General features: G+C 43.7%; 22 protein-coding genes and 1 pseudogene. 18 read left to right on the top strand and 5 right to left on the bottom strand.

The features are described 5' to 3' along the window. Nucleotides 1–101: 101 nt before the first annotated feature. Nucleotides 102–797 (bottom strand): GNAT family N-acetyltransferase, encoded by a 696-nt coding sequence (locus GFC30_RS06395; RefSeq protein ID WP_066323411.1) that lies wholly within the window; start codon nt 795–797, stop codon nt 102–104. Nucleotides 798–979: 182 nt separating this feature from the next. On the opposite strand from GFC30_RS06395, the gene GFC30_RS06400 reads away from it, so the two are divergent. From GFC30_RS06400 to GFC30_RS06450, 11 genes and pseudogenes are all read left to right on the top strand, one after another. Beyond that, nucleotides 980–2,953, top strand: coding sequence for a methyl-accepting chemotaxis protein (locus GFC30_RS06400; protein ID WP_066323412.1), 1,974 nt, complete (start codon nt 980–982; stop codon nt 2,951–2,953). A 106-nt stretch (nt 2,954–3,059) separates the two neighbouring features. Further along, nucleotides 3,060–3,845, top strand: coding sequence for an SDR family oxidoreductase (locus GFC30_RS06405; protein ID WP_066323413.1), 786 nt, complete (start codon nt 3,060–3,062; stop codon nt 3,843–3,845). 60 nt (nt 3,846–3,905) lie between these two features. Further along, complete coding sequence (locus GFC30_RS06410) at nt 3,906–4,130, top strand: TM2 domain-containing protein (RefSeq protein ID WP_238583551.1); 225 nt, start codon at nt 3,906–3,908, stop codon at nt 4,128–4,130. Between the two features lie 45 nt (nt 4,131–4,175). After that, complete coding sequence (locus tag GFC30_RS06415; RefSeq protein WP_066323415.1) at nt 4,176–5,039, top strand: NAD(P)-dependent oxidoreductase; 864 nt, start codon at nt 4,176–4,178, stop codon at nt 5,037–5,039. Nucleotides 5,040–5,170: 131 nt separating this feature from the next. Beyond that, the gene (locus GFC30_RS06420) at nt 5,171–6,379 is read left to right on the top strand and encodes an acyl-CoA dehydrogenase (protein WP_066323416.1); all 1,209 of its coding nucleotides are present in this window, start codon (nt 5,171–5,173) and stop codon (nt 6,377–6,379) included. 16 nt (nt 6,380–6,395) lie between these two features. Beyond that, nucleotides 6,396–7,172: an SDR family oxidoreductase gene (locus GFC30_RS06425; protein WP_066323417.1), complete on the top strand. Its 777-nt coding sequence runs from the start codon at nt 6,396–6,398 to the stop codon at nt 7,170–7,172. Nucleotides 7,173–7,185: 13 nt separating this feature from the next. Next, entirely contained in the window at nt 7,186–8,802 is a 1,617-nt protein-coding gene (locus tag GFC30_RS06430; protein ID WP_066323418.1) for a long-chain-fatty-acid--CoA ligase, read from the top strand. A gap of 99 nt (nt 8,803–8,901) precedes the next feature. Next, on the top strand, nt 8,902–9,465 hold the full coding sequence (locus GFC30_RS06435) for a TetR/AcrR family transcriptional regulator (protein ID WP_066323419.1): 564 nt from the start codon (nt 8,902–8,904) through the stop codon (nt 9,463–9,465). 96 nt (nt 9,466–9,561) lie between these two features. Continuing rightward, nucleotides 9,562–10,619 (top strand): annotated as a pseudogene (locus tag GFC30_RS06440) (phosphotransferase family protein). A 4-nt stretch (nt 10,620–10,623) separates the two neighbouring features. Then, a complete protein-coding gene (locus GFC30_RS06445; protein ID WP_066323420.1) occupies nt 10,624–11,412 on the top strand; it encodes a 2-phosphosulfolactate phosphatase in 789 nt (262 codons plus the stop codon). Continuing rightward, nucleotides 11,409–12,383 carry a quinone oxidoreductase family protein gene (locus GFC30_RS06450; RefSeq protein ID WP_066323421.1) on the top strand — a complete coding sequence of 325 codons (975 nt, stop codon included), beginning with the start codon at nt 11,409–11,411 and terminating at the stop codon, nt 12,381–12,383. The genes GFC30_RS06445 and GFC30_RS06450 overlap by 4 nt, the downstream gene beginning before the upstream one ends. A 169-nt stretch (nt 12,384–12,552) precedes the next feature. Here GFC30_RS06450 and GFC30_RS06455 read toward each other — a convergent pair whose 3' ends face one another. The 3 genes from GFC30_RS06455 to GFC30_RS06465 all read right to left on the bottom strand — a co-directional run bounded on the left by GFC30_RS06455 (nt 12,553) and on the right by GFC30_RS06465 (nt 15,511). After that, nucleotides 12,553–13,884 (bottom strand): IS4 family transposase, encoded by a 1,332-nt coding sequence (locus GFC30_RS06455; protein WP_066323422.1) that lies wholly within the window; start codon nt 13,882–13,884, stop codon nt 12,553–12,555. A gap of 100 nt (nt 13,885–13,984) precedes the next feature. Further along, the gene (locus tag GFC30_RS06460; protein WP_066323423.1) at nt 13,985–15,133 is read right to left on the bottom strand and encodes an aminotransferase A; all 1,149 of its coding nucleotides are present in this window, start codon (nt 15,131–15,133) and stop codon (nt 13,985–13,987) included. Between the two features lie 156 nt (nt 15,134–15,289). Beyond that, nucleotides 15,290–15,511, bottom strand: a complete 222-nt coding sequence (locus tag GFC30_RS06465) for an IDEAL domain-containing protein (protein ID WP_066323424.1) — start codon at nt 15,509–15,511, stop codon at nt 15,290–15,292. Between the two features lie 172 nt (nt 15,512–15,683). On the opposite strand from GFC30_RS06465, the gene corA reads away from it, so the two are divergent. Both corA and GFC30_RS06475 read left to right on the top strand, forming a co-directional pair. Next, nucleotides 15,684–16,628 (top strand): magnesium/cobalt transporter CorA, encoded by a 945-nt coding sequence (gene corA / locus GFC30_RS06470; protein ID WP_066323425.1) that lies wholly within the window; start codon nt 15,684–15,686, stop codon nt 16,626–16,628. Between the two features lie 25 nt (nt 16,629–16,653). Further along, complete coding sequence (locus GFC30_RS06475) at nt 16,654–17,208, top strand: TIGR00725 family protein (protein WP_066323426.1); 555 nt, start codon at nt 16,654–16,656, stop codon at nt 17,206–17,208. Nucleotides 17,209–17,299: 91 nt separating this feature from the next. On the opposite strand, the gene GFC30_RS06480 is transcribed toward GFC30_RS06475, so the two are convergent. Further along, nucleotides 17,300–18,844 (bottom strand): MDR family MFS transporter, encoded by a 1,545-nt coding sequence (locus GFC30_RS06480; RefSeq protein ID WP_066323427.1) that lies wholly within the window; start codon nt 18,842–18,844, stop codon nt 17,300–17,302. A 106-nt stretch (nt 18,845–18,950) separates the two neighbouring features. Here GFC30_RS06480 and GFC30_RS06485 point away from each other — a divergent pair, with 106 nt between their 5' ends. From GFC30_RS06485 to GFC30_RS06505, 5 genes are all read left to right on the top strand, one after another. Continuing rightward, nucleotides 18,951–20,174, top strand: a complete 1,224-nt coding sequence (locus GFC30_RS06485; RefSeq protein WP_066323428.1) for a PLL family lectin — start codon at nt 18,951–18,953, stop codon at nt 20,172–20,174. Between the two features lie 373 nt (nt 20,175–20,547). Further along, nucleotides 20,548–21,795, top strand: coding sequence for an ATP-binding protein (locus GFC30_RS06490; protein ID WP_066323429.1), 1,248 nt, complete (start codon nt 20,548–20,550; stop codon nt 21,793–21,795). Between the two features lie 60 nt (nt 21,796–21,855). Then, entirely contained in the window at nt 21,856–22,506 is a 651-nt protein-coding gene (locus tag GFC30_RS06495) for a glycoside hydrolase domain-containing protein (protein WP_066323430.1), read from the top strand. Between the two features lie 109 nt (nt 22,507–22,615). Continuing rightward, entirely contained in the window at nt 22,616–23,518 is a 903-nt protein-coding gene (locus GFC30_RS06500) for a chemotaxis protein (RefSeq protein WP_066323431.1), read from the top strand. Nucleotides 23,519–23,552: 34 nt separating this feature from the next. Continuing rightward, entirely contained in the window at nt 23,553–25,160 is a 1,608-nt protein-coding gene (locus GFC30_RS06505; protein ID WP_066323432.1) for a GGDEF domain-containing response regulator, read from the top strand. The last annotated feature ends 574 nt before the right edge of the window (nt 25,161–25,734 follow it).

Here is a 25,734-nt window from a genome sequence, read left to right on the forward strand (position 1 = left end):
AATAAATGGTTGGGAATGAGCAATAGAGCTAACGAATTTATCTTAAGAAATAAACTGCATAGGAGTCAACCTTCTTTCGCGCAGCTCGTTTATATTTTGTTTTATTCGCGACAAATGACGTAATTGCTTCCAATTTGTTTGAAAGGATTTTTCCATTCCATTAACAAGGCGTAGTTGTACGATTCTTCGTCTTCTAAGTAGTTTTCAACTAAATAAACAGGCGTCCGACCGCAACGAAGCAGAAACGTAATGACGGGGTCTTTTAGTTTTCCAGATAGAACATGTTCGATGTACTCTGACGCGGACATGTCTTTTGCGTGCCGATGATATCCTGGCATTCTTCCTCCGCCAAGCAGTCGGTCAACGTTTAAGCGCACAACGACTTCGTACATCGATTGCATTAACCATTTGCCGATCCCAAATTTTCGATAGCTAGGAGAAACACAAATATCAACGACATATAACGTGTTGCCATCTGGTCGATGGTTGCGGATATATCCGCTGTCTGTAATTTCTTCCCACGTATGAGAAGGATGTTCTCGGTCAAAATCGACAAGTAAGCCGGTCATCGAGCCGACGATCCGACCATCTATTTCACAACAAAGAGCCCCTTCTGGAAATAAAGTCACGTGATTTGTTAACTGTTTCTCATTCCACCAAAGTTCGGAAGGAAAAGGCGGTGGAAAACTTTCTTGTTGAACGCGAATGAGCGCTTTGAAATCTCTCGCTGTATAATTTCGGATTACGGCTTTTTTCAGAACCTCTTCATTAAAAACATATATTTCTTTTTGATACATATTTGAGCCTCCCAAAAAATAAGCTATTAATTTTCTATCATATGATAAGAGATCGATTGTATACAAGAAAGGAGCTTTTGGTTGAGAAATTACTCCTATAGACGATTATGTGAAAGGGCTTTATAATGAGGATAATGACGTGACAAATTACGACGGATTTTGACAAAGGAGAGAACGAACCAGTGTTTAAAACATTACGTGCGAAGCTCATCATCTTAATGGCTCTACTAATGATTGTTTCGTTAGCCGCTACTCAAGTTGTCGGGGTTGTGGAAACGAAAAAAATGATTCGCAATGATGTCAGTAATCGTGGACATGCGCTTGTTGAACAGTTAGTGAAGGATGTCCAAGCTAGTTTCGAGAGCGAGGAACACAGTTTAAAACAATTTAGTCAATCGCCGATGGTGCTACAAATGTTGAAGGATGGAAAAACATGGTCGGCTGTTGACGGAGAGTTTCAAAGCTTTTTAAAGATTCATGAGAACACACAACTTATTTATATCGGAACAGCTGATAAAAAAATGTATACGACTCCAAAAGTCGATTTGCCAGCTGGCTATGACCCGACATCGCGTCCGTGGTATAAAAAAGCGACAGAACATCCCGAAGAGGTCGTTTGGACCGATCCGTATGTTGATGCGGTTACGGGGCAATACATTGTAACATTAGCGAAAGCAATTACGGATGGTTCTCAAGTGATCGGGGTAGTAGGAGTGGACATGTCGTTGGATGCTGTAGCGAAAATCGTAAACGGCATGAATGTTGGTTACCATGGCTATCCCGTATTATTCGACCAGACAGGTATTGCTATCGTTCATCCACAGTATAAAGGTAAAAACATGTCCAATAACGTCGCTGTGAAATATATGATGAATCATGACAGTGGATTGTACGAATATACGTTAGAAAACGAAAAACGAATGCTTTACTTCACTACGATTCCGAAATTAGGTTGGAAAGTTGGTGCCGTTTATAAAGAAAAAGATTTGTTTGCAGTAAGCGATTCGATCGCGACGAAAATGTTGCTTATTACAGTTACTGCGGTATTAATCGGTATTGCTGTTATTTATGTGATGGCGCGTTCGATTGTGAGGCCAATTGTCTACTTGCAAGAACAATTAGAGAAAGTAGCGAGCGGGGATTTAACGGTACAAGTAGAAACGAAGGCAAAAGATGAAATCGGTCAGCTTGCTGCTCATTTTAACCATATGGTACGAGAGATGAAAGGACTTATTCATAAAGTGCATGAATCCGTCAATGAACTTGCGGCATCTGCCGATCATTTAAGTGCTGTGTCAGAAGAAACGATGACGACAAGTGACCAAGTGGCAACAGCCATTAACGATATTGCCAAAGGCATGTCGGAACAGGCGGTCGATTTAGACACGATTAACGAACGGACAGCGATGTTGTCGAATCAAATCGAAACAGTTGCTCAATCCGCAGCAGCGATGCAAACATTATCGAACGATACGAAGGATGCAAGCTATAACGGACTAGAAAAACTAAATGAATTGCAGGTAAAATCAAATGAAGCAAAAGATGAGTTACAGTCGGTAGGAAAGGTAATGACAGATCTTGTCGCCAAAATGAAAAAAATTGACGAAGTAATTCAAACAATTACAGCTATTTCAGGTCAGACGAACTTATTAGCGTTAAATGCTAGCATCGAAGCAGCAAGAGCAGGCGAGCACGGAAAAGGATTTGCGGTTGTGGCAGAAGAAGTTCGGAAACTTGCAGAGCAGTCTTCACAAGCAACAGAACAAATTCGGCAGACAATTGCTACAATTCAGCACCAAGTAGACTTAGCGATGCAAGCAGTAGAACGTTCAAAAGATATGAACGAGGAACAGCAACAAGCTGTCCATGTCACAGGCGAATCGTTCATGAAGATTGCAACGATGATGGAACAATTAACAACGTCAATTTCTAATATTACAGATGAAGTACAACGAATGAACGAAAGCAAAGACCAAGTCGTCGAAGCAATGCAAAACATTTCGGCAATTGCCGAGCAAGCCGCAGCGTCCGCAGAAGAAGTAGCAGCGTCCGCAGACGACCAATTAAAAGCGTTAAGCACGGTGACAGAATCAGCAGAAAAATTAAGCGACATGGGTCGTCATTTACAACAGTTAGTGGAAAAGTTTGATGTGTAAAAACGAAACGCGCAAACCTTGGTTTGCGCGTTTTTTCCTACGATAGAAGGAAAACAAAGAAAAATGCCGAAAGAGTAATAAGAAAGAAGAAGAGGAGGGAAGAGTGATGGAACTTCGTTTAGAAGGAAAAACAGCGCTTGTTGTCGCCTCTAGCCAAGGGCTTGGGAAAGCGATTGCGAAACAGCTCATTTTAGAAGGTGCTAATGTGATGTTGACAAGCCGGAATGAAGAGAAATTGCGGGAAGTCGAAAAAGAACTGCGCTCTTTGCAAAAAGGCAATGTCGCATATGTTCCGGCAGATATTACGAAAAAAGAAGATATTTATCGCCTTGTTGAGAAAACGGTCGAAGCGTACGGAACGATTAATCTGCTTGTCAATAATGCCGGAGGACCGCCAACAGGAACGTTTGAAACGATGACCGATGAAGAATGGTATAAAGCGTTTGAGCTAAATTTATTAAGCTATATCCGTATCATTCGAGAAGCGCTCCCATATTTAAAGAAAAATGGTGGAAAAATTGTTAACATTGCGTCTTCCTCTATTAAAGAACCGATTCCAGGTTTGTTGTTGTCGAATACGTTTCGTACTGGCATCGTCGGATTGACGAAAACGTTAGCGCAAGAATTTGCTCCATATAACGTTTTAATTAATACAGTAGCGCCAGGGCGAATCGCAACAGAGCGTGTGGCGTTTTTAGACCAACTTAATGCAGAAAAGTTTGGTATTACAAAAGAAGAAATGGAAGCACGCATGAAAAGTACGATTCCGCTCGGACGATATGGAACGCCAGAAGAATTTGCGAAAGTCGTTACGTTTTTATTGTCAGACGCAAATTCCTATATGACTGGACAATCGTTCCTAGTGGATGGGGGCATGGTCAAATCGATTTAGGGGAAGTACTACTTTCTCGCCACGTGGAATATACATAAACCACCTTTGTAGCGAAAGGAAGTGGCGGGTGTGAAAAATAAAGTAGTGGCGGGAGTATTGGCGATTTTGCTTGGTGGGCTTGGAATTCATAAATTTTATCTTGGAAAGCTCGGTCAAGGGGTGTTGTATTTATTGTTTTCGTGGACAGGGATTCCAAGCATTATTGGCTTAATTGAAGGCATTTTATATCTTTTTAAATCGGATGAAGAATTTAACCGCGAGTACAATGTCGTTTCGGAAGACTAGAACTTTGGCTGCGAGCCAAGGTTCTTTTACATAAGGGGGGTTCGTATGAAAATTGGGTTTATCGGCCTTGGGGTCATGGGGAAAAGCATGGCGCGTAATTTATTGCGGGCAGGCTACTCATTGATTGTCTATACGCGCACGAAAGAAAAAGCAGAAGAGTTATTGCGTGAAGGGGCTGTCTGGAAAGAAAACGTTTCTGCGCTCGCGAAAGAAGCAGATGTCGTCATTACGATGGTCGGGTATCCGAACGATGTAGAAGAAGTATATTTTGGCGAAAATGGCTTAATCGAAAATGTTAGGGCGGGAACGTATATCATCGATATGACGACGTCTCCGCCGTCGTTGGCAGAAAAAATTTACGATGCCGCCAAAAAACGCGGCGTGTTTGCATTAGATGCCCCTGTTTCCGGAGGAGATATTGGCGCAAAAGAAGGCACGCTGACGATTATGGTCGGCGGTGACGAAAAAGCGTTTCAAGCGTGTCAACCGATTTTTGCAGTGCTTGGGAAGAACATTGTGTTTCAAGGAAAAGCAGGAGCAGGGCAGCACACGAAAATGTGCAACCAAATTGCGATTGCAACGAATATGATCGGCGTTTGCGAAGCGCTAGCCTATGCGAAACGGTCTGGTCTTGATCCATTAAAGGTACTCGAAAGCATTTCGCAGGGGGCGGCGGGAAGTTGGTCGCTAAGCAATCTAGCTCCGCGCATGATCGCCGGCAATTTCGCCCCTGGTTTTTATGTAAAACATTTTATTAAAGACATGAAAATCGCGTTGGCGGAAGCAGAGAAAATGAATTTGAAGCTCCCAGGACTTGCTTTAGCGAAAGAAATGTATGAACAACTGGCTGCGGCAGGCGAAGAAAATAGCGGAACCCAAGCGCTATATAAACGATATGTGAACGAGTAAAGGCATGCGCTATTGCGCGTGTCTCTTCTTAACAGGTTATTTTTCTAAAAATATTGAATATTTTATCAAATAAAGGTATAGTAGAAGTGTAACAACATACTAACTGGTTAGTATATAAAGAGGGTGGGACAATGGATTTTTCTTATTCAGAAAAAGTGCAACGATTGATTCAAAAGTTAAGCGTTTTTATGGAAGAACATATTTATCCGAACGAGAAAGTATATGAGCAACAACTGAACGAGCAAGACACGCGTTGGTCAGCTGTTCCGCCGATTATCGAAGAACTAAAAAAGAAAGCAAAACAAGAAGGGTTGTGGAATTTGTTTTTGCCAGATGCACAATATGGGGCTGGGTTGTCGAATTTAGAATATGCTCCGCTATGCGAAATTATGGGGCGTTCTCCGATCGCTCCAGAAGTATTTAATTGCAATGCACCAGATACAGGGAATATGGAAGTGCTCGCGCGCTATGGATCAGAGGAGCAAAAAAAGCGTTGGCTCCTTCCATTATTAAACGGAGAAATTCGCTCTTGTTTTTCGATGACAGAGCCAGATGTTGCTTCGAGCGATGCGACGAATATTCAAGCAAGCATCGTCCGCAACGGTGATGAGTATGTAATTTCAGGAAAAAAATGGTGGTCATCCGGCGCAGGCGATCCGCGCTGCAAAGTAGCGATCGTGATGGGAAAGACAAATCCAGATGCACCGAAGCATGAACAGCAGTCGATGATTATTGTGCCGCTCGATACACCGGGAGTAAAAATTGAGCGCATGCTCTCAGTATTCGGCTATGATCATGCGCCGCACGGTCATGCGGAGATTACATACGAACATGTTCGTGTGCCGAAAGAAAACATTATTTGGGCTGAAGGGAAAGGATTTGCGATCGCGCAAGGGCGTCTTGGTCCTGGAAGAATACATCATTGCATGCGGCTAATCGGCGCTGCGGAGCGAGCGCTTGAACTCATGTGCCAACGCGTCAAAAAACGAGTTGCCTTCGGAAAAACGTTAGCTGAACAAGGAGTTATCCAAGATTGGATTGCCCAATCCCGCATCGAAATTGAACAGGCGCGCCTGTTAACGTTAAAAGCGGCTTACATGATGGATACGGTCGGAAATAAGGCAGCTAAAACAGAGATTGCCATGATTAAAGTTGTTGCGCCGAATGTGGCGCTAAAGGTAATTGACAGGGCGATACAAGCATTCGGTGCTGCGGGGGTCAGCGATGATGTTCCGCTGGCGGCACAATGGGCGAGTGCGAGAACGCTTCGGTTGGCGGATGGTCCTGATGAAGTGCACAAAGCACAAATCGCGAAATTAGAGTTAAAAAAATACGACTAAAGAAAGAGGGATGACTATGCATGTTCTAGAATTATTTCAACTGACAGGAAAAACGGCGATCGTCACCGGTGGGGGGCGTGGACTCGGCGAACAAATAGCCATCGGATTGGCGGAAGCAGGCGCGAACGTCGTCGTTTGTTCACGCAAAGTCGAAGCGTGCGAAGTGGTGAAAGAAAAGCTCGAAGCGCTTGGCGTACGATCACTGGCATTGCCGTGCGATGTCACGAATATAGATGATGTGAATGCAGTAGTGGCAAAAACGGTTGCTCAGTTTGGTCGAATTGACATTTTAGTGAATAACAGTGGGGCAACATGGGGTGCACCGGTTGAGGACATGCCGCTGGAAGCGTGGCAAAAGGTGATCGATGTCAACGTGACTGGAACGTTTTTAATGAGTCAAGCAGTCGGAAAAGTGATGATCAAGCAAGGAAGTGGAAAAATCATTAACATCGCTTCGGTTGCCGGTCTTGGTGGCACGAATCCGCAAGTAATGAACACGATCGCGTATAACACAAGCAAAGGTGCGGTCATTACGTTTACGAAAGATTTAGCGGTTAAATGGGGGGAATATGGCATTTGCGTCAATGCTATTGCGCCTGGCTTTTTCCCAACAAAAATGTCAAAGGTGGTGATTGAGCGGGGGAAGGGGCACATTTTGGCGAATATCCCGTTGAAGCGGTTTGGCGGGGAGAATGATTTAAAAGGCGTTGTTTTATTTTTAGCTTCCAACGCTTCTGATTTTGTGACCGGATCACTGCTTGTCGTTGACGGCGGTTCACACGCTTATTGCTAAGGGAGGAAAAAGGATGGGGAATAAGAAAGCGTTTTCAACTTATCCAAGTCATATTGCGACGGAGTTTGACATTCCGAAGATGACGTTGTGTGATATTTTACAAGAACGCGCTCAGGGATACCGCAACCACTGTGCCATCTCTTTTTACCACCAAGAGATTACCTACGGTGAACTTGCTTATTTAGTCGAAACATTTGCTTCCAGCTTACAAAAACAAGGAGTGAAAAAAGGCGACCGCGTCGCAATTATGTTGCCGAACTGCCCACAATACGTCGTTTCCTACTATGGCATTTTGCGCGTTGGTGCGATCGTGACGCAAGTAAACCCGATGCTTGTCGAACGGGAGTTGACATACTTGCTGCAAGATTCCGGTGCGGAAACGATTATTGTGTACGATGCGCTTTATCCGCGAGTGAAAGCGGTGCAAGCGAACACGGCAGTCAAACAAGTAATCGTTGTCAACCTGCAGCCGTCCTCCTCATCGTTCGCGCCAGATATGACATTTGAAGCATTTTTGGGGCAAGGCGACGGTCGTGTGCAACCGGTAGCGATCGATCCAGAACATGATGTAGCTGTACTGCAATATACAGGAGGAACGACAGGACGATCGAAAGGGGCGATGTTGACGCACCGCAATTTAGTGGCAAACGTTATGCAATGCGTCGAATTTTTTAAAGATAAAATTGAATATGGCGCCGAACGGTATTTAACGGTCATCCCGCTTTTTCACGTGTTTGCGATGACATCAGGCATGAACTTGGCGATTTACGTCGGGGCGACGAACATTTTATTACCGCGCTTTGATTTGCAAGAAGTATTGCAGACGATCAAGGAGAAGAAACCGACGTCATTTCCAGGAGTTCCGACGATGTACGTGGCAATTACAAATACGCCGAATGTAGAGCAATATGGCATTAATAGCATGAAAATGTGCAACAGCGGAAGTGCGCCGATGCCAGTAGAGTTGATGCGAGAATTTGAACGAAAAACAGGGGGGCTTGTTTTAGAGGGATATGGGCTTTCCGAGGCGTCGCCGGTGACGCATTGCAATCCTCCGTTTGCGGAACGAAAGCCGGGGACGGTCGGGATTGGGTTGCCGATGACAGAATATAAAATTGTCGATGTTGCAACCGGTACGGAAGAACTAAAACCGGGCGAGCTAGGAGAGCTGATTATTCGCGGTCCGCAAATTATGAAAGGATATTGGGGCAAACCGGAAGAAACAGCGGCCACATTGCGCGACGGCTGGCTATATACCGGTGATTTAGCGAAGATGGATGAAGACGGATACGTAATGATTGTTGACCGGAAAAAAGATATGATTATCACCAGCGGCTATAATGTATATCCGCGCGAAATTGAAGAAGTGCTTTATGAACATCCAGCGGTAAAAGAAGCGGTTGTGATCGGCGTTCCGGACGATTATCGGGGGGAGACGGTGAAGGCGGTCATTGTGCTTAAAGACGGTCAAACAGCAAACGAAGAGGAAATCATACAGCATTGTCGGCAAAATGTAGCGTCGTACAAAGTGCCGCGTATCGTCGAGTTTCGCCAAGAGTTGCCGAAAACGAACGTCGGGAAAATTTTGCGTCGCGTTCTTCGCGAAGAAGCAGCTGAAGCAAAACAATAAAATGAAGCCGCGCTCTTCCGCAACGTTGTCGCGTCCTTCGTAATGGATTCGTTCTATGTTATAATAACGAAAGGAAACATGACGGAAAGGTGGAAGAGCGTGAAAGAAAAAATTATCGACACAAGCATCACATTATTTGAACAAAAAGGATTTAGCGATACGTCCATTCAAGATATTGTCGATGCGCTGGGGGTCACCAAAGGAACGTTTTATTACTATTTTAAAAGTAAAGAAGAACTGTTAATGGACATTCATCTTCGCTACATTGAAGAACTGCTTGAAAAACAGCAAGAAATGATAGACGATCCGACGAAAACGACAAAAGAAAAACTGTTGGATATCGTGTACATGCTCATTCATAACATTGAAAAAAAAGGGAGACAGGCACGCATTTTCTTTCGCGAGATGCGGCATTTAAACGCGGAACATTTGCAAAATATTAAGCAAAAACGCGACCAATTTCGTTACGGTGTCCAAGCATTAATTGAGCGTGGAATCGAAAACGGAGAGTTTCGGCAAGATTTAATTCCAAGTATTGCCACTTTAACGATTTTAGGTGCAGCGAACTGGAGCTATCAATGGTTTAAGCCAGACGGCGAATATCCCGATGCGGAAGTCGCCAAACAAATGGTGACCATTTTTCTTGAAGGAATTGAAAAATAGTGAAAGGCTGCTTGGTTCCACTATGCTGAGTAGCCCACTATTTCAATACTAACCGGTTAGTAGATGACGTTACACACACGGAAAGGAGGCACAAAAATGTCTGCAATCATTCCTGTTCGCCAAGGGGAAGAATTGCCGGTAGAAAAGCTACTACCATTTTTGCGAAACGCCATTGATGGGTTGCCGAACGAGCCGCTACATGTGCAACAATTTTCGTCTGGTTATTCAAACTTGACGTATTTATTATCCATTGGCGATTGGGAAGCGGTACTTCGACGGCCGCCGCTCGGACCTGTGGCACCGAAAGCGCATGACATGAGGCGTGAATGCGCATGGCTTACCGAAATTCATCCGCTCTTTCCGCTCGCGCCGAAGCCGCTATTGTTTTGTGACGACGAAGCGGTCATTGGCAGCCCGTTTTTTTAATGGAGCGAAGAAAAGGGGTGGTACTTGACCATGAGTTTCCGCTGCACATCGAGCCGACGAAAGAAATTGGACAACGCATTTCCGACGCGATGGTGACTACGCTCGTTGAATTACATCGCGTGAACTACAAAACAACGCGACTTGTCGAAATGGTCAAACCGGACGGATTTATGGAACGGCAAGTGCATGGATGGATTCAGCGCTATGAGCGGGCGAAAACGGATGAAATTCCAGAGGTGGAAACATTAATGAAGTGGCTCGTTCAGCATATTCCAAATCAAAGCGAGGCGGCGATCATTCATTACGATTATAAATTGAACAACGCCTTATTTGCGGAAGAAGATATTGCCAAAATGGTCGGTTTGTTCGATTGGGAAATGACAACGGTTGGCGATCCTCTCGCCGATGTGGCAGTGGCGATGAGTTATTGGATTCAAGCAGACGATCCACCACTTTTAAAAAATGCGTTCGGCAAACCATCTGTCACCATCTATCCTGGCTTTTATTCGCGCGACGAGTTTATTCAAGCGTATGCCCGAAAAAGCGGTCGCGATGTGTCGAATATGCATTTTTATTTAACGTTTGCGTACTTTAAGCTGGCGGTCATTTGTCAGCAAATTTATTACCGCTTCCGCCGTGGACAGACAGCGGATGAACGTTTTAGAAAATTCGGTCAGTTTGTCGAGTCGCTCATTCAATATGCATGGCAGACCGCGGCGACGAGGTGAAGAAATGGCGAACATCCACGTTGTGTTTCGCAAAGAAGAGATCGAAGAGACGGAATTAGCGAAAGGAAAAGTGGCAGTTGTGTTCGATGTGCTGCTTGCGACTTCTACGATTACAGCGTTGTTGTCATTCGGGGCAACGGCGGTCATTCCTGTCCGAAATGAAGCGGAAGCGCACGAACAAGTGTGGTCGTTGCCCCACGGCAGCTATGAATTGGTCGGGGAATACGAAGGAAGAACTATTGCCGGCTTCCATTCACCTGCCCCGCTTTCTTTGCAATCGATTAGCCAAGGAAAAACGATTGTATTGTCGACGACGAATGGAACGGTGGCGATTCGAAAGGCGATGACCGCTTCACATCTTTATATTGGCAGTTTGCTAAACGCGCGTGCGCTTGCCCGCTATATTTGCCATCATCATCCGACAGAAACGATCGTTATCATTTGTTCGGGTTCTTCCGGTCGCTTTTGTTTGGAAGATTTTTACGGGGCAGGGTATTTAGTGGCCGAGCTGTTGCAAAACGGGATGGCGCAGGAACAGCTATCGGATGCTGCACTAGCGGCGTATCTTTTTTATGAGCAATATGCCACGGAAGACGGCGGCAAAAAAGTGTTATCGTCTGCGCGTGTGGGCCGCTGGATGATGGCGTATGGACTAGCGGCGGATCTTGACTATATTAATACTCACGGCGTGTTGACGGTTATTCCGATGTTGCAACCGACGGAACGTGGCGGAGAAATCCGCGATGTAGCAGATCAGCTTTTGAAAAAAAATAGCGGGAGGGAGATTGGATGAAAAGTATTCAATTTACACAATACGGCGGCCCAGAAGTGCTGCAAATGATCGAAAGCGACATACCGAAACCAACAGGAAGACAGGTGCTCATTGAAGTAAAAGCGATTGGGGTAAATTATGCGGATACGGCGCGGCGGGAAGGAAAATACGTCGTGCCGACGCCATTACCGTTCGTTCCTGGGACAGAAGTAGCAGGAACCGTTTGCGAAGTGGGAGAAGAGGTTACTTCTGTTCAAATTGGGCAGCGTGTCGTCGCATTAATCGAGGCGGGCGGCTATACGGAATATACGCTTGTTGATGAACGAAGCGTCATTTCGCTTCCAGACGGGTTGGATTTTTATCAAGCGGTCGCTCTTCCTGTGCAAGGATTAAGCGCGTATCACATTTTAAAAACGATGGGCCGATTAGAAGAAGGGGAAACGGTGCTGATTCATGCAGCGGCCGGTGGAGTAGGGACGGTCGCCGTTCAGCTGGCGCGAATTTTTGGTGCAGGCAACATCATCACCACGGCAAGTACAGAAGAAAAACGCGCGCTTGCTCGGCAGCTTGGTGCGCATGTGGCGATTGATTACACAAAAGAAGAATGGAAAGACGAAGTGTTGGCAGCTACAGATGGTAAGGGGGTAGATGTCGCATTAGAAATGGCTGGAGGAGACATTTTCCATAAAACGTTACAATGTTTAGCCCCATTTGGTCGTCTTGTTATCTACGGAGTAGCGAGCGGGCAGCTTACCAAAATGACCCCGTCGCTGTTAATGGGAAAAAATTTATCCGTCATCGGCTTCTTTTTGCCCCAAATCATGAGAAAACGCGCATTATATCAGCAAAGCTTGCAAGAGATGCTCCAGTATGTACAGACAGGGCGCATTCAGCTGACGATTGGCGGCGTCTATCCGCTCGAGCAGGCGGCTGATGTTCACCGTTTATTACAATCGCGGCAAACGCACGGAAAATTAATTCTCGTTCCATAAAGCAAAAAAGGTGAGGGTTCTCACCCATACCCGTCAAGTTTAGTGTTAGGCATCGTTGTATCCATACGCAACGTTTGTAATCATGGGCTGAAGAAAAAGAATACCACATTTTTTAGGCATGCCAAATAACCCTCTTTAAGAGGGTTATTTGGCACTTTTATGAATAAAATTAATAAATATCCAATTTCATCAAGAGATCCAATGCCGTTTCTTTCCCTTTCCTTCGATCCTTTCTTCCATGTTTTCTCAATAGAAGGAGGAGAGAAGAAAGGCTGATTTCCTCCTTCGATAGGCGCAAAAGCAGTTGTTGCCAATAGGATTGGAGAACATCTAGTGCTTTCCGTTCACTGATTTGAATCCCTTCTTTTTGTTGCCAATACGTTCGAGCTTGAAACAGAAAGGTCTGGGTGACCAAAATGGCAATCAACGTCCCATATATATGGCATTCGAACCGTTCTTTCTTCATCTTTTTGACTTTCGCCAGATCAAAGACGGACTTCCACGCTTTAAACAACAGTTCAATTTGCCACCGCAAGGAATAAAGCTCATAAACCTGTTGCCCATCAAACGACTCTTGTGGTAAATTAGTCAGTAAGATGTGGTATTTCTTTTGTTCGAGGGTTTGGCGTGCCAGCGCCTTCCCTTTTCTTTTTTCCTTTTTTCGCACATACGCCATCCGTTTTTGCCATTCTTCTTCCGTCAGACGTCGAAAAATCAAGCGCGGGATATACAAACGCTCATGCCCGATGTATACATGTTCCATTTCTACGGATTCCCCTTCCTCTAATTGATTCCCAAGAGATTCCCAATCCCATTCCTTCCACCGGCTATTCTCTTTGATATACACTTTCATATCGGAACGGAGCCGAGTAATATAATACGCTCCGTGGGCGTCGATCTCGGCCAGTGCGGCAACGGAGAAAAAGCCTAAATCCCGAATACATAGGTCATTCGGCAAAATCGTGTGCTGGGCATGATAGGCAAAACGGGCGTCCGAGTCATTAGCCGATTGAACACATAGTTGAAGACAGGCACCAGACAACAAGTCATATTCAAACTGAATTTTTGCTCCTGATGAGACGGAACCTCGGTAGTCCTCCCCATAGTCGGCAGGAACCAAAAAACTGGTCGAGTCCAAAATCCGCAAGCGAGTAAAACACGTCCGGTAGGTTTGGATGGTGGACCAAAGCAATGGGCGTTGTCGCTGGAGGAGAAGGAAAAACACTTCTCGCAAAAACGCCACGGCTCTCTCGGTAAACCGCTGATTCAATCCTTCACTGGACAGGGAACAGTCATGGCGGAGTGTGAGAGACGTACATAACCGTTGGAGCGATTGTTGAGCCAGTGAGCCATCTCCCCATGCACAAAGAGTCAAAAATGCTTCTGCCGTTAATGCTCGTTTTCGCTGAATAAATCCCGTTTCTTGAGCAAGATGAGTCAATGTCTCAGGCGAGAAAAGTTGACGGATGGTTTTTATCCATGCTTGCATTTGATTTTCCATAGAAAAAATCCTTTCTAACGAAGAGTATTCGCTAGAAAGGATACCATGTTTTTAACGGTGTACAAAGGCCCAATTTCTTAACTTGATGGCTATGGGGTTCTCACCTTTTTTGCTGAATATACTTCTCCATCCGGTCTAGCCCTTCTTTTAACGTTTCGAACGAATACGCATACGACAACCGAACGTATCCTTCCCCGTAGGAAGAAAAGGCGCTGCCGGGTACAACGGCAACCCCTGCCTTGTCCACTAAATCGAGCGCAAAATCAAAAGACGATAGGCCGAACGAGTGAATCGACGGGAATAAATAAAACGCCCCGGTCGGTTTTTCGATCCCTAATCCCATGCTGACAAGCCGCTCGTACGCATATTCCATGCGTGCTTTATATTGTTTGCGCATGTTGTCCGCGTCGTTTTTTCCATCTGTTAAAGCCGCTAATGCCGCTTTTTGTGAAACGGAAGAAGCACACGATACGCTATATTGATGCACTTTCAGCATATGCTTCGTTAAAAATTCTGGTGCGAACAGAAAACCGATGCGCCATCCCGTCATTGAGTGCGATTTGCTCAGCCCGTTAATGACGATTGTCTGATTGCGCAGCCAAGCGGCAATCGAGCGATGACGGTCGGCATAGACAAGCTCGCTGTAAATCTCGTCAGATAAAATCCAAATCGGCTTGTCTTTCAGCAACCGGACGAGCTCAAGTAGCTCTTGTTCTGATAAGGTGACTCCTGTTGGATTGGATGGATATGGAAGGACAATGCAGCGTGTCCGTTCCGTTATGTAAGGCTCGATCAGCGCAGCGGAAAGGCGAAAGCCGTTATGGCGCGTATCGACGTATACTGGTGTTGCCCCGCACATGCGAATGATCGGTTCATATCCCGGATATACTGGTCCAGGTAAAATAACTTCGACTCCTTCTTCTAAAATGGTGCGAAATGCAATGTCGATCGCTTGACTTGCGCCAATGGTGACGATGACCTCTTGTTCATCATAATCAAGTCCGTATTTTTCGCGAACAAATTGGCAGGCAGCTTGGCGCACTTCCGCCAATCCAGCGTTATGAGTATAAGTAGTAAAGTTGTTGTCGATAGCAGCTTTTCCTGCCTCTTTTACGTGTTCAGGAGTCGGAAAATCTGGTTGACCAATCGTTAATGAAACTAAATTCGGACGGTCAGCGACCATATTAAAAAATTTGCGAATGCCTGATATTTCAATGTTTTTCACTCGTGAATGAATAAGATGTTCCACAATTGTCCTTCCTTCCGTTAGAGGTTGTTTTTTTCATTGTACCAAAAAATCATAAAAGGTGAGCCGTCTTCTTCGATACTCGTTGAAGAAGTAGCTCACCTTATTAAGGCGCTATATAACTGTGAGGCTTCGCATTCCATTTTACAATCTCCTTGTTTACGCTCCATATTTTTTTAGCAACTCGTTATATTGGGCGGAGAGTTCTAAAAACAATTCTTTATTTTTTGTTACTAGCGCTTCATCAATCTTTTCCATCAATTTATTTTTCTGATAAAGAAAGATCGCTTGTTCCAAAATCATTTGCGCAAGTGGTCCATAACTGCTTTTTTCTTCTGGTTGACCAAAAGCGACTTCGTGAGGATAATGTTTTTCGTACATATGTGACTCCCCCTTGTTCGGGAACGAAAGGTTCCCTTTTTTATATTATCGTTGTTTTTTACGAAAATGTAAAGAAAATTTTGATAAATTAAACAGTAGTAATTTTTACAAACGATTTTGTACATTTTCGGTTATGATATAAAGAGGAATGGAACGGAAAGGAGTGGATAGGATGATTCGCACGTGCGCAGTAACAAAAGATTTTGAGGTCGTGTATGACTTGCCATTACAAAAGGTAAAAGGGCACGATATATCTTGGTATTGGGTCGATTTTTATGAGCCGACCGATGAAGAAGCAAAGCTATTGGCCGATTTTTTTCATTTTCATCCATTGGCGATTGAAGACTGTTTGGAATATGTACAACGGCCAAAACTTGATTTTTATGAACAATATTTGTTTGTTATTTTGCATGCAATCAACGAGAAGACACTTGAAGCGGAGGAAGTTGATTTATTTGTGGGGCATAATTTTATCGTTTCATTTCATAAACAACCATCGAAAGGAATTAACCAAGTGTGGGAACGGTTAAAAACAGATGAAGACTTTAAAATAGGCCCGCTTCATACGATGTATTGTATTTTAGATAAATTAGTAGGGGAATATTTTCCTTTTGTTTATCACATTGAAGATGTGTTAAATGAATTAGAAGAACGTCCAGACATTGGACGGATATTTGATGTTCGCAGAGATTTATCCAAGCTTCGCCGAACGATTGTACCGATGCGGGATTTATTATATCGAATTATTCATTCGGATCGACTCGAAAGAATGAAGGAAAGACAAATTTATTTTCATGACATTTATGACCACCTTTTGAAGCTTGTAGAGATGATCGAAGAAAATCGAGAAATTACGTCCGATATTAGGGACAGTTATTTGTCATTGAACTCTAACCGTATGAATACGATTATGATGACATTAACAGTGATCACAACCATTTTCATGCCGCTTACTTTTATCGTCGGGGTGTACGGAATGAATTTTGACAACATGCCTGAATTGCATTGGAAATATGGCTATTTCACGGTGCTTGTAGTTATGGGATTGATTGCAGTCACTATGTTTCTTTGGTTTAAGAAAAACGGATGGATTCGTTTTCATAAGGAAGATCATTAATATTGGAAGATGGGGGAGAAGAGAAATGAAGCGAATAGCAGTGATAGGACAGTCAGGCGATATCCCTGAAGATGTAAGAAAAATGGCAGAAGCTGTCGGAGCGGAAATTGCTAAGCGAAAAGCGGTATTGTTAACCGGTGGAGGAAGCGGCGTGATGGAAGCTGCTTCGAAAGGGGCGAAAGAAGCTGGAGGACTTGTAATCGGTATTTTAGCGGGGGACCGTACCGATGTGGCGAACGATTATTTAGACGTGCCGATTACGACAGGGCTACATTTTGATTTCCGTAGCTTAATTCTTGTGCATTCGTCGGACGCCCTTATTATGATTCGCGGCGGCAACGGAACGCTAGGAGAACTATCGGCTGCTTACATGAATCGAAAGCCTGTCGTCATTCTTGAAACGACGGGAGGATGGGCGACGAAAATAAAAGAAGTTGCGTATGAAGGGGGGTATTTAGACGAGCGCCGCACAATTGAAATCGCGTTTTGCGACTCAGCGGAAGCAGCGGTGGACTTAGCCTTTCGCCGCAGCGAAGAGCCGCTAGACGAAGAAAAAAACACAGGACGGATTGGCGATTAAAACGAAAAGCCAAGGCGATTGGTTAGCTCTCGAATCGGAGCGTTCGTGTCTATACGTCGAACAGAGAAAAGCCCGATAAGGCAATTCTACCTTATTGGGCTTTTTTTGTTGCAGTGAATTGGTCGGTTAGCCGTGCAGGTCCCATCAAAAAAATAAGGATGATTGCAACGATCACCGGGATGGTTGCCCATGCAAACATCGTCGCGATAGAGTCTGCCAAGGAGTCCACAATTTTTTGCAATATTTCTTTCGGAATGTGGGCGCGCGCTTCTTTTGAAAGCAATGCGCGCGAATCGCCAGATGGATTGAATTTTTTCATCATCGGCAGCGCTGTTTCAAGTTTGTTCATTAACAAATGGTTTTGAATCGTGCCGTAAATCGTTACCCCTAATGTCATACCGATGGAACGGAAAAAGGTGTTTGTCGAGTTCGCAGTGCCGCGCTCGCGCATATCTAAACCATGAATCGACGACATGCTCAATAGCGGGAACGAGAACCCGACACCTATCCCAGTAATAATCATATAGATAGTGACGACAGAACGAGCCGTATCTGCAGTTAACGTGCTTAATAAATAAATACCCGTTAAAAAAAGAATGCCAGAAATAATCATTAAGTTACGGTACGACGTTTTCGCGGCAAATCGACCACCGATTTGGCTACCCACAACAGAGCCAAGCATCATTGGTGTTAAAATAAGCCCTGAGTTTGTTGCTGTCCCGCCGTACACCCCTTGAACAAAAATTGGAATAAAAATTGTTCCGAGAATGAACGTTGCCCCATATAAAAAGCCGATTCCTTGTGCGGTTGCAAACAGCCGTTTTTTAAACAAATAAAAAGGGATGACTGGATCAGTTGCTTTCGTTTCTGCCAAGAAAAATAAGGCAAGGAAAACGGCAAAACCGCCAAATAAACTAATGATAACAACTGAGTCCCATGCGTATTCTTTGCCCCCAAGCTCTAAGGCAAACATCAAGCAAAGAACGGACGATACAAGCAAAATCGCTCCCCACCAGTCAATTTTTTGTTCTCGGTGTTCTAGTGATTCAAAATAAAATTTACCGATGAAGAGAAGTGATACTAGACCGAGTGGAACGTTGACATAAAATACCCAGCGCCAGTCGATATAGTCGGTAATATATGCCCCTAACAATGGACCAAATACGCTAGAAATACCGAAAACAGCGCCAAACAATCCAGACATTTTTCCGCGTTGTTCAGGCGGGAATGTATCGAACATAATCGTAAACGCAATCGGCATTAACGCGCCGCCGCCTAGCCCTTGAATCGCGCGAAACAGGCTTAATTGCACCATGTTTTGTGCAAGTCCGCAAAGAATCGAGCCGATTAAAAAGAGTAATAAGCCAGATACATAAAATAATTTTCGACCGTACATATCGGAAAGTTTTCCGAAAATCGGCATGCCGGCGACACTGGCAATCATATAGGCAGATGTAACCCAAATAAATTGGTCAAGCCCGCCGAGTTCTGACACGATGGTTCCCATGGCAGTAGCGACGATCGTATTATCCATCGCGGCCATCAAAATGCCGAGCAATAATCCAATGACGACAAACGTTCGCTTGCTTTCTTTTTTCATAGTCATTTCCCCTTTTTTTTCTAAATGAGTAAGCATATATCTATTATAATCAAAGTGTATAAGGTGACAAGAAAAATGGACTATCCCGCTCGGAAGCGTCATACGATAAAGTGATGGATCTTTCATAAGAGGAGGGGCCGATATGAACCATTTCGATCCGTACGGAGTATTTTCAGCATATGTACCGGGATTTACGGAAATGTTAATTGATTATTACGAGCGAGAGCAGAGTGAGCGGGATCAAGAATTCAATGATATTTGGCGCATTATCCGGCCAATGCTGCAGCCACTATATGATGTGCTTGGACAATATTACGTGCCGCGCAACGTTTCCCGCCATATTTTTCGCGTCGTCGTTCAACTTACGTTGCAACATAAAAGCGAAGGGAGTGGCTCGCTTGACCAACGTGTGCAGCAGTTATTGTATACCGTCAAAACAAATTCCCCATGGATAATGGTTGTTTTGCAAGCGTATCGTGTACCAGAAAAAGAAATTGACCATATTGTGAAAACGGTTATTCGTGATGTGCTTGAACATATCGGTTATCAACCGGAACAAGACTTTAGAAAATGGGAAAGTCTTGGTGGTGTGTTATCGTCGGGACCTGCTGTTGCTTCTTGGGGGGGGAACCGTTTAGATGTATTTGCTCGTGGTCCGGAACACGAATTGTTGCACAAATGGTGGGACGGGGGGCGTTGGAGTGATTGGGAACATCTCCCTGGCGCATTAACGTCATCTCCAGCTGCTGTGTCATGGGGAGCGAATCGGATTGATGTATTTGCCCGTGGTCCACAGCATGAACTTCTACACAAGTGGTGGGATGGGGGGCGTTGGAGTGAATGGGAGAGCTTGGGGGGGGTGTTAACTTCAAGCCCAGCAGTTGCTTCGTGGGGGGAAAATCGCCTCGATGTATTTGTCCGCGGAGAAGATAGGCACTTATACCATAAATGGTGGGACGGGGGGCATTGGAGTGAATGGGAAAATTTGGGTGGAGTGATTACGTCTGCTCCCGAGGCCGTTTCTTGGGGCGGAAATCGAATTGATGTCTTTGCGCGTGGTACGAAGCGTGAACTAGTGCATAAATGGTGGGACGGGGTACGTTGGAGCGATTGGGAAGATCTTGGTGGTGTGTTGACTTCTAGTCCAGCAGCGGCTTCTCGCCGTGCCAATCGGTTAGATGTGTTTGCTCGCGGAGCCAACCAAGAACTAGTGTATAAATATTGGGATGGAGAGCGATGGAGTGACTTTCTATCTCTCGACGGTCGCCTCACTTCCGAACCAGCTGCGGTTGCATGGGGAAAAAATCGTCTCGATGTGTTTGCTCGCGGCGAGCAGCATGAATTGCTACATCGGTGGAAAGGATAGAAAGGATGGCACGCTTGGCGTAAATGCTAAGCGTGTTCACGAGTGTTGATTATCCATTATTTTACTAAAAAACATAGAATCATCTGGCTGGACACAAGCTTTTCTGCCTTTTCCCTCGAACAAGAACGCCGGAGGGCAAATGACATTTGCCCGCAAAGCGTTCCTTGTTCAAGGGGGCATGCTAATAATCCCAGTCGGCAAAGTGCCGACAACAGCAGAAACGCTAGAAATAGAGCGATGTCAACGGGTTTTTATTAGTTAATCAACACGCCTGAAGCGTGTTATTTATTTTTGGGGAAAAATGAATGCATAGAAAGAAAAAGATATGGTACAATGAGGGACGATGGTTGGAAGAGATGGAGGACAATCGAGAATGCTCTTAATGATTAAACCTCTTATTGTCAATATTACGATCTTATTGTCATTAACATTTAATGCGAATTTATTTTTCCCATTTCGTGACCGAGTCGTTCCAACACTGCGGCAACAAGTGGTTTATGGACTAATTGCAGCATTCGCTGCGGTATTGTGCATGTTTTATCCCATTGAAACACTTGATGAAACACATTTTGATTTTCGCATGATCGTCATTTTAATTGTAACGCTGTATGTAGGATGGATAGCTGGTGGAATTTGCACGTTCACTGTTGTCGGCGTCCGGTTATTAATGGGGGGCTCGTTTGCTTCTATCGGTATACTTGTATCGCTCGTTGCGTTTGCTATCGCCTTATTATTTCGTCCTGTTTATTTTAAATCACGCAATAAATGGCTTTATTCTCTTGTCATTATTTCATTATATTCTTTTTTTTATTTTACAATTATTCTTCAAGCAGTTCCATTTTTAACATTCGATTTTTACATGACTTATTTTTCATTGTTTTTACTTACGTATATGATGGTTTATTTTTTAATCGAACGGTTAATCGTATATAATCGTCATTTTGATGAAATGGTGTATGTTGATAAATTAACGATGATAAGTGAAATGGCAGCATCGTTCGCTCATGAAATCCGCAATCCGATTACAACTGTTCGTGGTTTCATTCAATTGTTACAAAAAAACGGAAATAAGGAACAATTAAAGCAATTTGCTCCTCTTATTTTAGAAGAGCTCGATCGAGCGAACAAAATTATTACGGATTACTTGCAATTAGCAAAACCGACAGATTTTCGTGTGCGACCGATTCAGCTAAATGACGTGTTACGTGATTGTGTCCAGTTGCTTCAACCGTTAGGAACGTTTGCAAACGTGATTGTTGAATGGAAACAAAGAGAAAATTATATTGTTTGGGGAGACGAGCATTATTTAAAACAATCGCTTTTAAACATTATAAAAAATGGCATTGAGGCAATTGAAGGGAGTGGAGTTGTTACAATCACAACGGAAGCAGAATTATCGCAAAACATGGTGAAGGTTATTATTGAAGACGATGGAAAAGGGATGACCGAAGAAGAACTAAAAAAAATTGGTCTGCCTTATTATACGACAAAATCGAGAGGAACGGGATTAGGAAGTATGATTTCGAATCGACTTATCCGGGAAATGGGGGGAACGATTCATTATACAAGTCGACTAGGAAAAGGAACGCGTGTGGAAATTGTATTGCCGCTTGCAAAATAGCTTGATAGGACAAACCGCTCGATTCATATACATGAAGAAAAAACGAAAGGGATGAAGAAGATGGCGAGAGCGGTTTGGGGAGTGGACTCAGCGGCAAGAGTGACGGAGCAGTTGTTTTATTGCGTGAAAAATGAACTTGGCTATCCGAAATTTTGGGGGCGGTATTTAACCGATGTCCCCAACGTATCGGACGGTTTAACGAAGCAAGAAATAACGTTATTACGAAATTATGGTGTACATGTGTTGCCCCTTTATAACGCGTTTCGCCAAGCGACAGGATTTTCAAACGGTCAAGTAGCTGCTCGTAACGCCGCTTTTCATGCGCGACGGCTTGGGATTCCGAAAAACAAAGTATTGTTTGCCAATATCGAAGATTTTTTTGCTGTCGATGCTGCTTGGATTCGTGCATGGGTAGAAACGTTGTATCCAACGGGATATCGTCCTGGACTATACGCGGATCCGACAAAAGGAGATTTTACGAAAGCATACTGTGAAGCGGTGCAACAACAAAATAAAGTAGCAGCCCAAACGATTATTTGGAGTTCTGCGCCTCGCCCTGGCACGACAAGCGAGCAGCGGGCGCCAAAATATGCGCCTGCCTCTCCTAACTGCAAAGCAAACGTGTGGGCATGGCAATATGGGCGGGATGCACAAAGCTGCCCTGTCGATACGAATTTGGCAGACCGTCGGCTGCTTGAATTTTTATACTAAAGGTTACCTTATGGTAGCCTTTTTCTCTATTTCGTAAAAAAAAGTTTCTTCTTTTTGTTCGACAAAATATAATAAAGGTAGACATATGGAAAGAAAGGGCGTATACAATATGGAAAAAAGAGACATTTTATTAGAGAGTGGAACAAATGAATTAGAAGTAGTCGAATTTTTAATGGGAATGAATCCATTTGCGATTAATGTGATGAAAGTACGAGAAATTTTGAATCCAGTCCCAATCACCAAAGTCCCTCATGCCCACCCACACGTGGAAGGAATTATCGAATTGCGCGGAGAGGTGCTCCCTGTTATCGATATGGCAAAAGCGCTCGGCTTGCCATCTTCGGAAATACCAACACAGGATAAATTTATTGTCGCGGAATTTAACCAACAAAAAGTCGTGTTTCACGTTCACAACGTCACACGTATTCACCGTATTTCATGGAAACAAATTGAAAAACCGTCGCAAATGTATCAAGGGTTAGATGGACAAATCATCGGTGTCATCAAACTAGAAGGGAAAATGATCCTTCTTCTTGATTTCGAAAAAATGATTGTCGACATTAATCCAGAAACAGGAATTAATGTCGAGCAAGTAAAAAAGCTCGGCAAGCGTGAACGTTCCAATAAAAAAATCGTTGTTGCGGAAGATTCGCCGTTGTTGCGCAAATTGTTGCATGACACGCTGGCAGAAGCGGGGTATGTATTTGTCGAGTTTTTTGAAAACGGGGAAGAAGCGCTTCGTTATTTACAGACAGTTGTGAAAGACGGAACACCGATTGAGCAAGAAGTACAGCTTGTTATTACCGATATTGAAATGCCGCAAATGGATGGTCATCATTTAACGAAGCGTATTCGTGAAGAAGAAGCATTGAAAAAGCTGCCGGTAGTTATTTTTTCTTCGTTAATTACAGATGATCTTCGCCATAAAGGAGAAAAGGTAGGGGCAACTGCTCAAGTGAGCAAGCCGGAAATTGGGGAGTTAGTCAAAGTGATTGATCAGTACATTTTGTAATGATCCATTATAATGGGTAAGGGGATCGTAGTAAATGGATAAATATAAGCAACATTTTTTAAAAAATATTCGTAAAAAGCTAGAAGAATGGGAATCGATGCCTTTTATTCCTCATGATGAAGTATACCGGCTAGTACATTCAATCGCGGGGACAGCTTCTATCATCGGGCTAGATGAAATCGGACAAAATGCTCGAAAGCTACTGGATATGTTAAACGAGGAAGAGAACAAAACATGGACGATTGAGGAAGTGAAACAGTATATATTTCAGTTAGTGAAAAGTTGCTATGAGTATGAAGAGAGTGCATCTACTACCTTTCCTAGTGAACTTTATACACAAGGAGAAGAACCGGTTATTTTATTAATTGACGACGATACATCGTTTTTGATGTATATGAAAGAAAAACTCGAAAAAATTGGATGGTATGTCGTAGCGATTGCGAATCCTCAAAAAGCCATTACTTCTTTTTATGACGTACGACCAGATTGCGTTGTCATCGACATTCACATGAAAGAAGCGAATGGGTTTGAAGTGCTAGGATTTTTAAAAGAGAAGCTAAAACAGCAGTTTATCCCAACGATCATGGTTAGCGTAGATAATAGTAAAGTGGTACGAATAAAAAGCTATGAAATGGGTGCCGACGATTTCATTCAAAAACCGTTTGATTTGGATGAATTTATTGCTCGTGTCAAGCGGCAACTAGAAAGAAAAAGGCACATTGATGAAGTGCTATTAGTAGATGAATTGACCCATGTTTATAACCGAAAATATTTAAAACAAGCGTATGCATTAATGCAGAATGAATGGAAACGATTGGGAGAACCGTTTTGTTTAGCTATACTTGATCTGGATCATTTCAAACAAGTGAACGACCGTTACGGACACTTAGTTGGCGATATTGTTCTACGGAAATTTGCCGAGCTTTTAAGGCAAGGAACACGTATGAGTGATATCGTTGTTCGCTTTGGTGGGGAAGAATTTGTCATTTTGTTTTCTAAAACAAAAATACAAGAAGCGTATGAGGTCGCCAATCGCTTACGCGAACAGTTTGAGCGCTATCCATTTCAAGAAGAAGGTGCTACATTTTCATGCACCTTTTCTTGTGGGGTTGTGGAAGTTACCGATGGGGATGCTCCTTTTGAGCATTGGCTCCGTCTTGCGGATAGCGCATTGTATGAAGCGAAACAAAAAGGTCGTAACCGTGTAGTGAGCGCCGTTCCTTCCCAAGGAACAGTTCAGCAAAAAACAATCAAAATTGCCGTTGTCGATGATGACCCGATTATGCGTACGATTATTACAGATATTGTCATGAAATTACCATGTGAAAGAAAAGCGAAACATGAGGTACAAACGTTTAAAGACGGTGTTGAATTTATTGATTCAAACTGGCATCAAGATCTTTCCCCGTGTTTAGTTATTTTGGATGGCGTTATGCCGAAAATGGACGGATTGGAAGTGTTGCAATGGATTCGAATGCAAAAACGTTCCGATCGGTATAAAGTTATTATGCTTACGTCAAGGCGAAGCGAGAACGATATTGCTCGTGCGCTTGAACTCGGAGCGGATGATTATATAACAAAACCGTTTAAATTGCTCGAACTTGAGGCAAGAATTTGCCAAATGATGAAGAGGATGAGGTAAGTCAACAACCGAACGACTCAAGTCGTGGGTTTGAATGCCCCATGTTGACCAGACCAAGACTTGAAACATAGTTTACGTTAGCGATGTCATGATACGTCGGGGTGCTTCTCCAGCCCCGTCGTCGTGTAAGATTAAACAAATGTGGTAGGTCACATTCGTGTCTTGTACACGACAAGCATCGATAACACGGTCAAGGAGAACATCACCTGTGTTGTGTAGAGGAAATGGGAGAACCCGATGGTTTTTGTATTACACACAAACAAACGTCCACTTGCCCCTTGTCGTGAAGTGGTTGCAAGAAGGCTATTGAATTGACAAGTATGGCGTTCCTAGAGGATACTTGGCAAGACAAAAATTTTTTTGGCTTCTAAACAGGAAACATGGTCAAGAATTCTGTTCCAAAAGGAAAATATAAAGGTGTGCGGTTTGGCGAAGTGGAATGTAGAAAAATGGAAGTTTTGACATCAAAGGAAAAGATGGAAAGCGAATGGCGCAACGTATTTACTACAAATATATTCGTATCATTCAACGATTGGGTGGATACACGTATCGAAAGGAGGGAATGAAACTTGCG

Source organism: Anoxybacillus amylolyticus, from assembly GCF_001634285.1.
In the GTDB taxonomy this organism is placed as follows: Bacteria; Bacillota; Bacilli; order Bacillales; family Anoxybacillaceae; genus Anoxybacteroides; species Anoxybacteroides amylolyticum.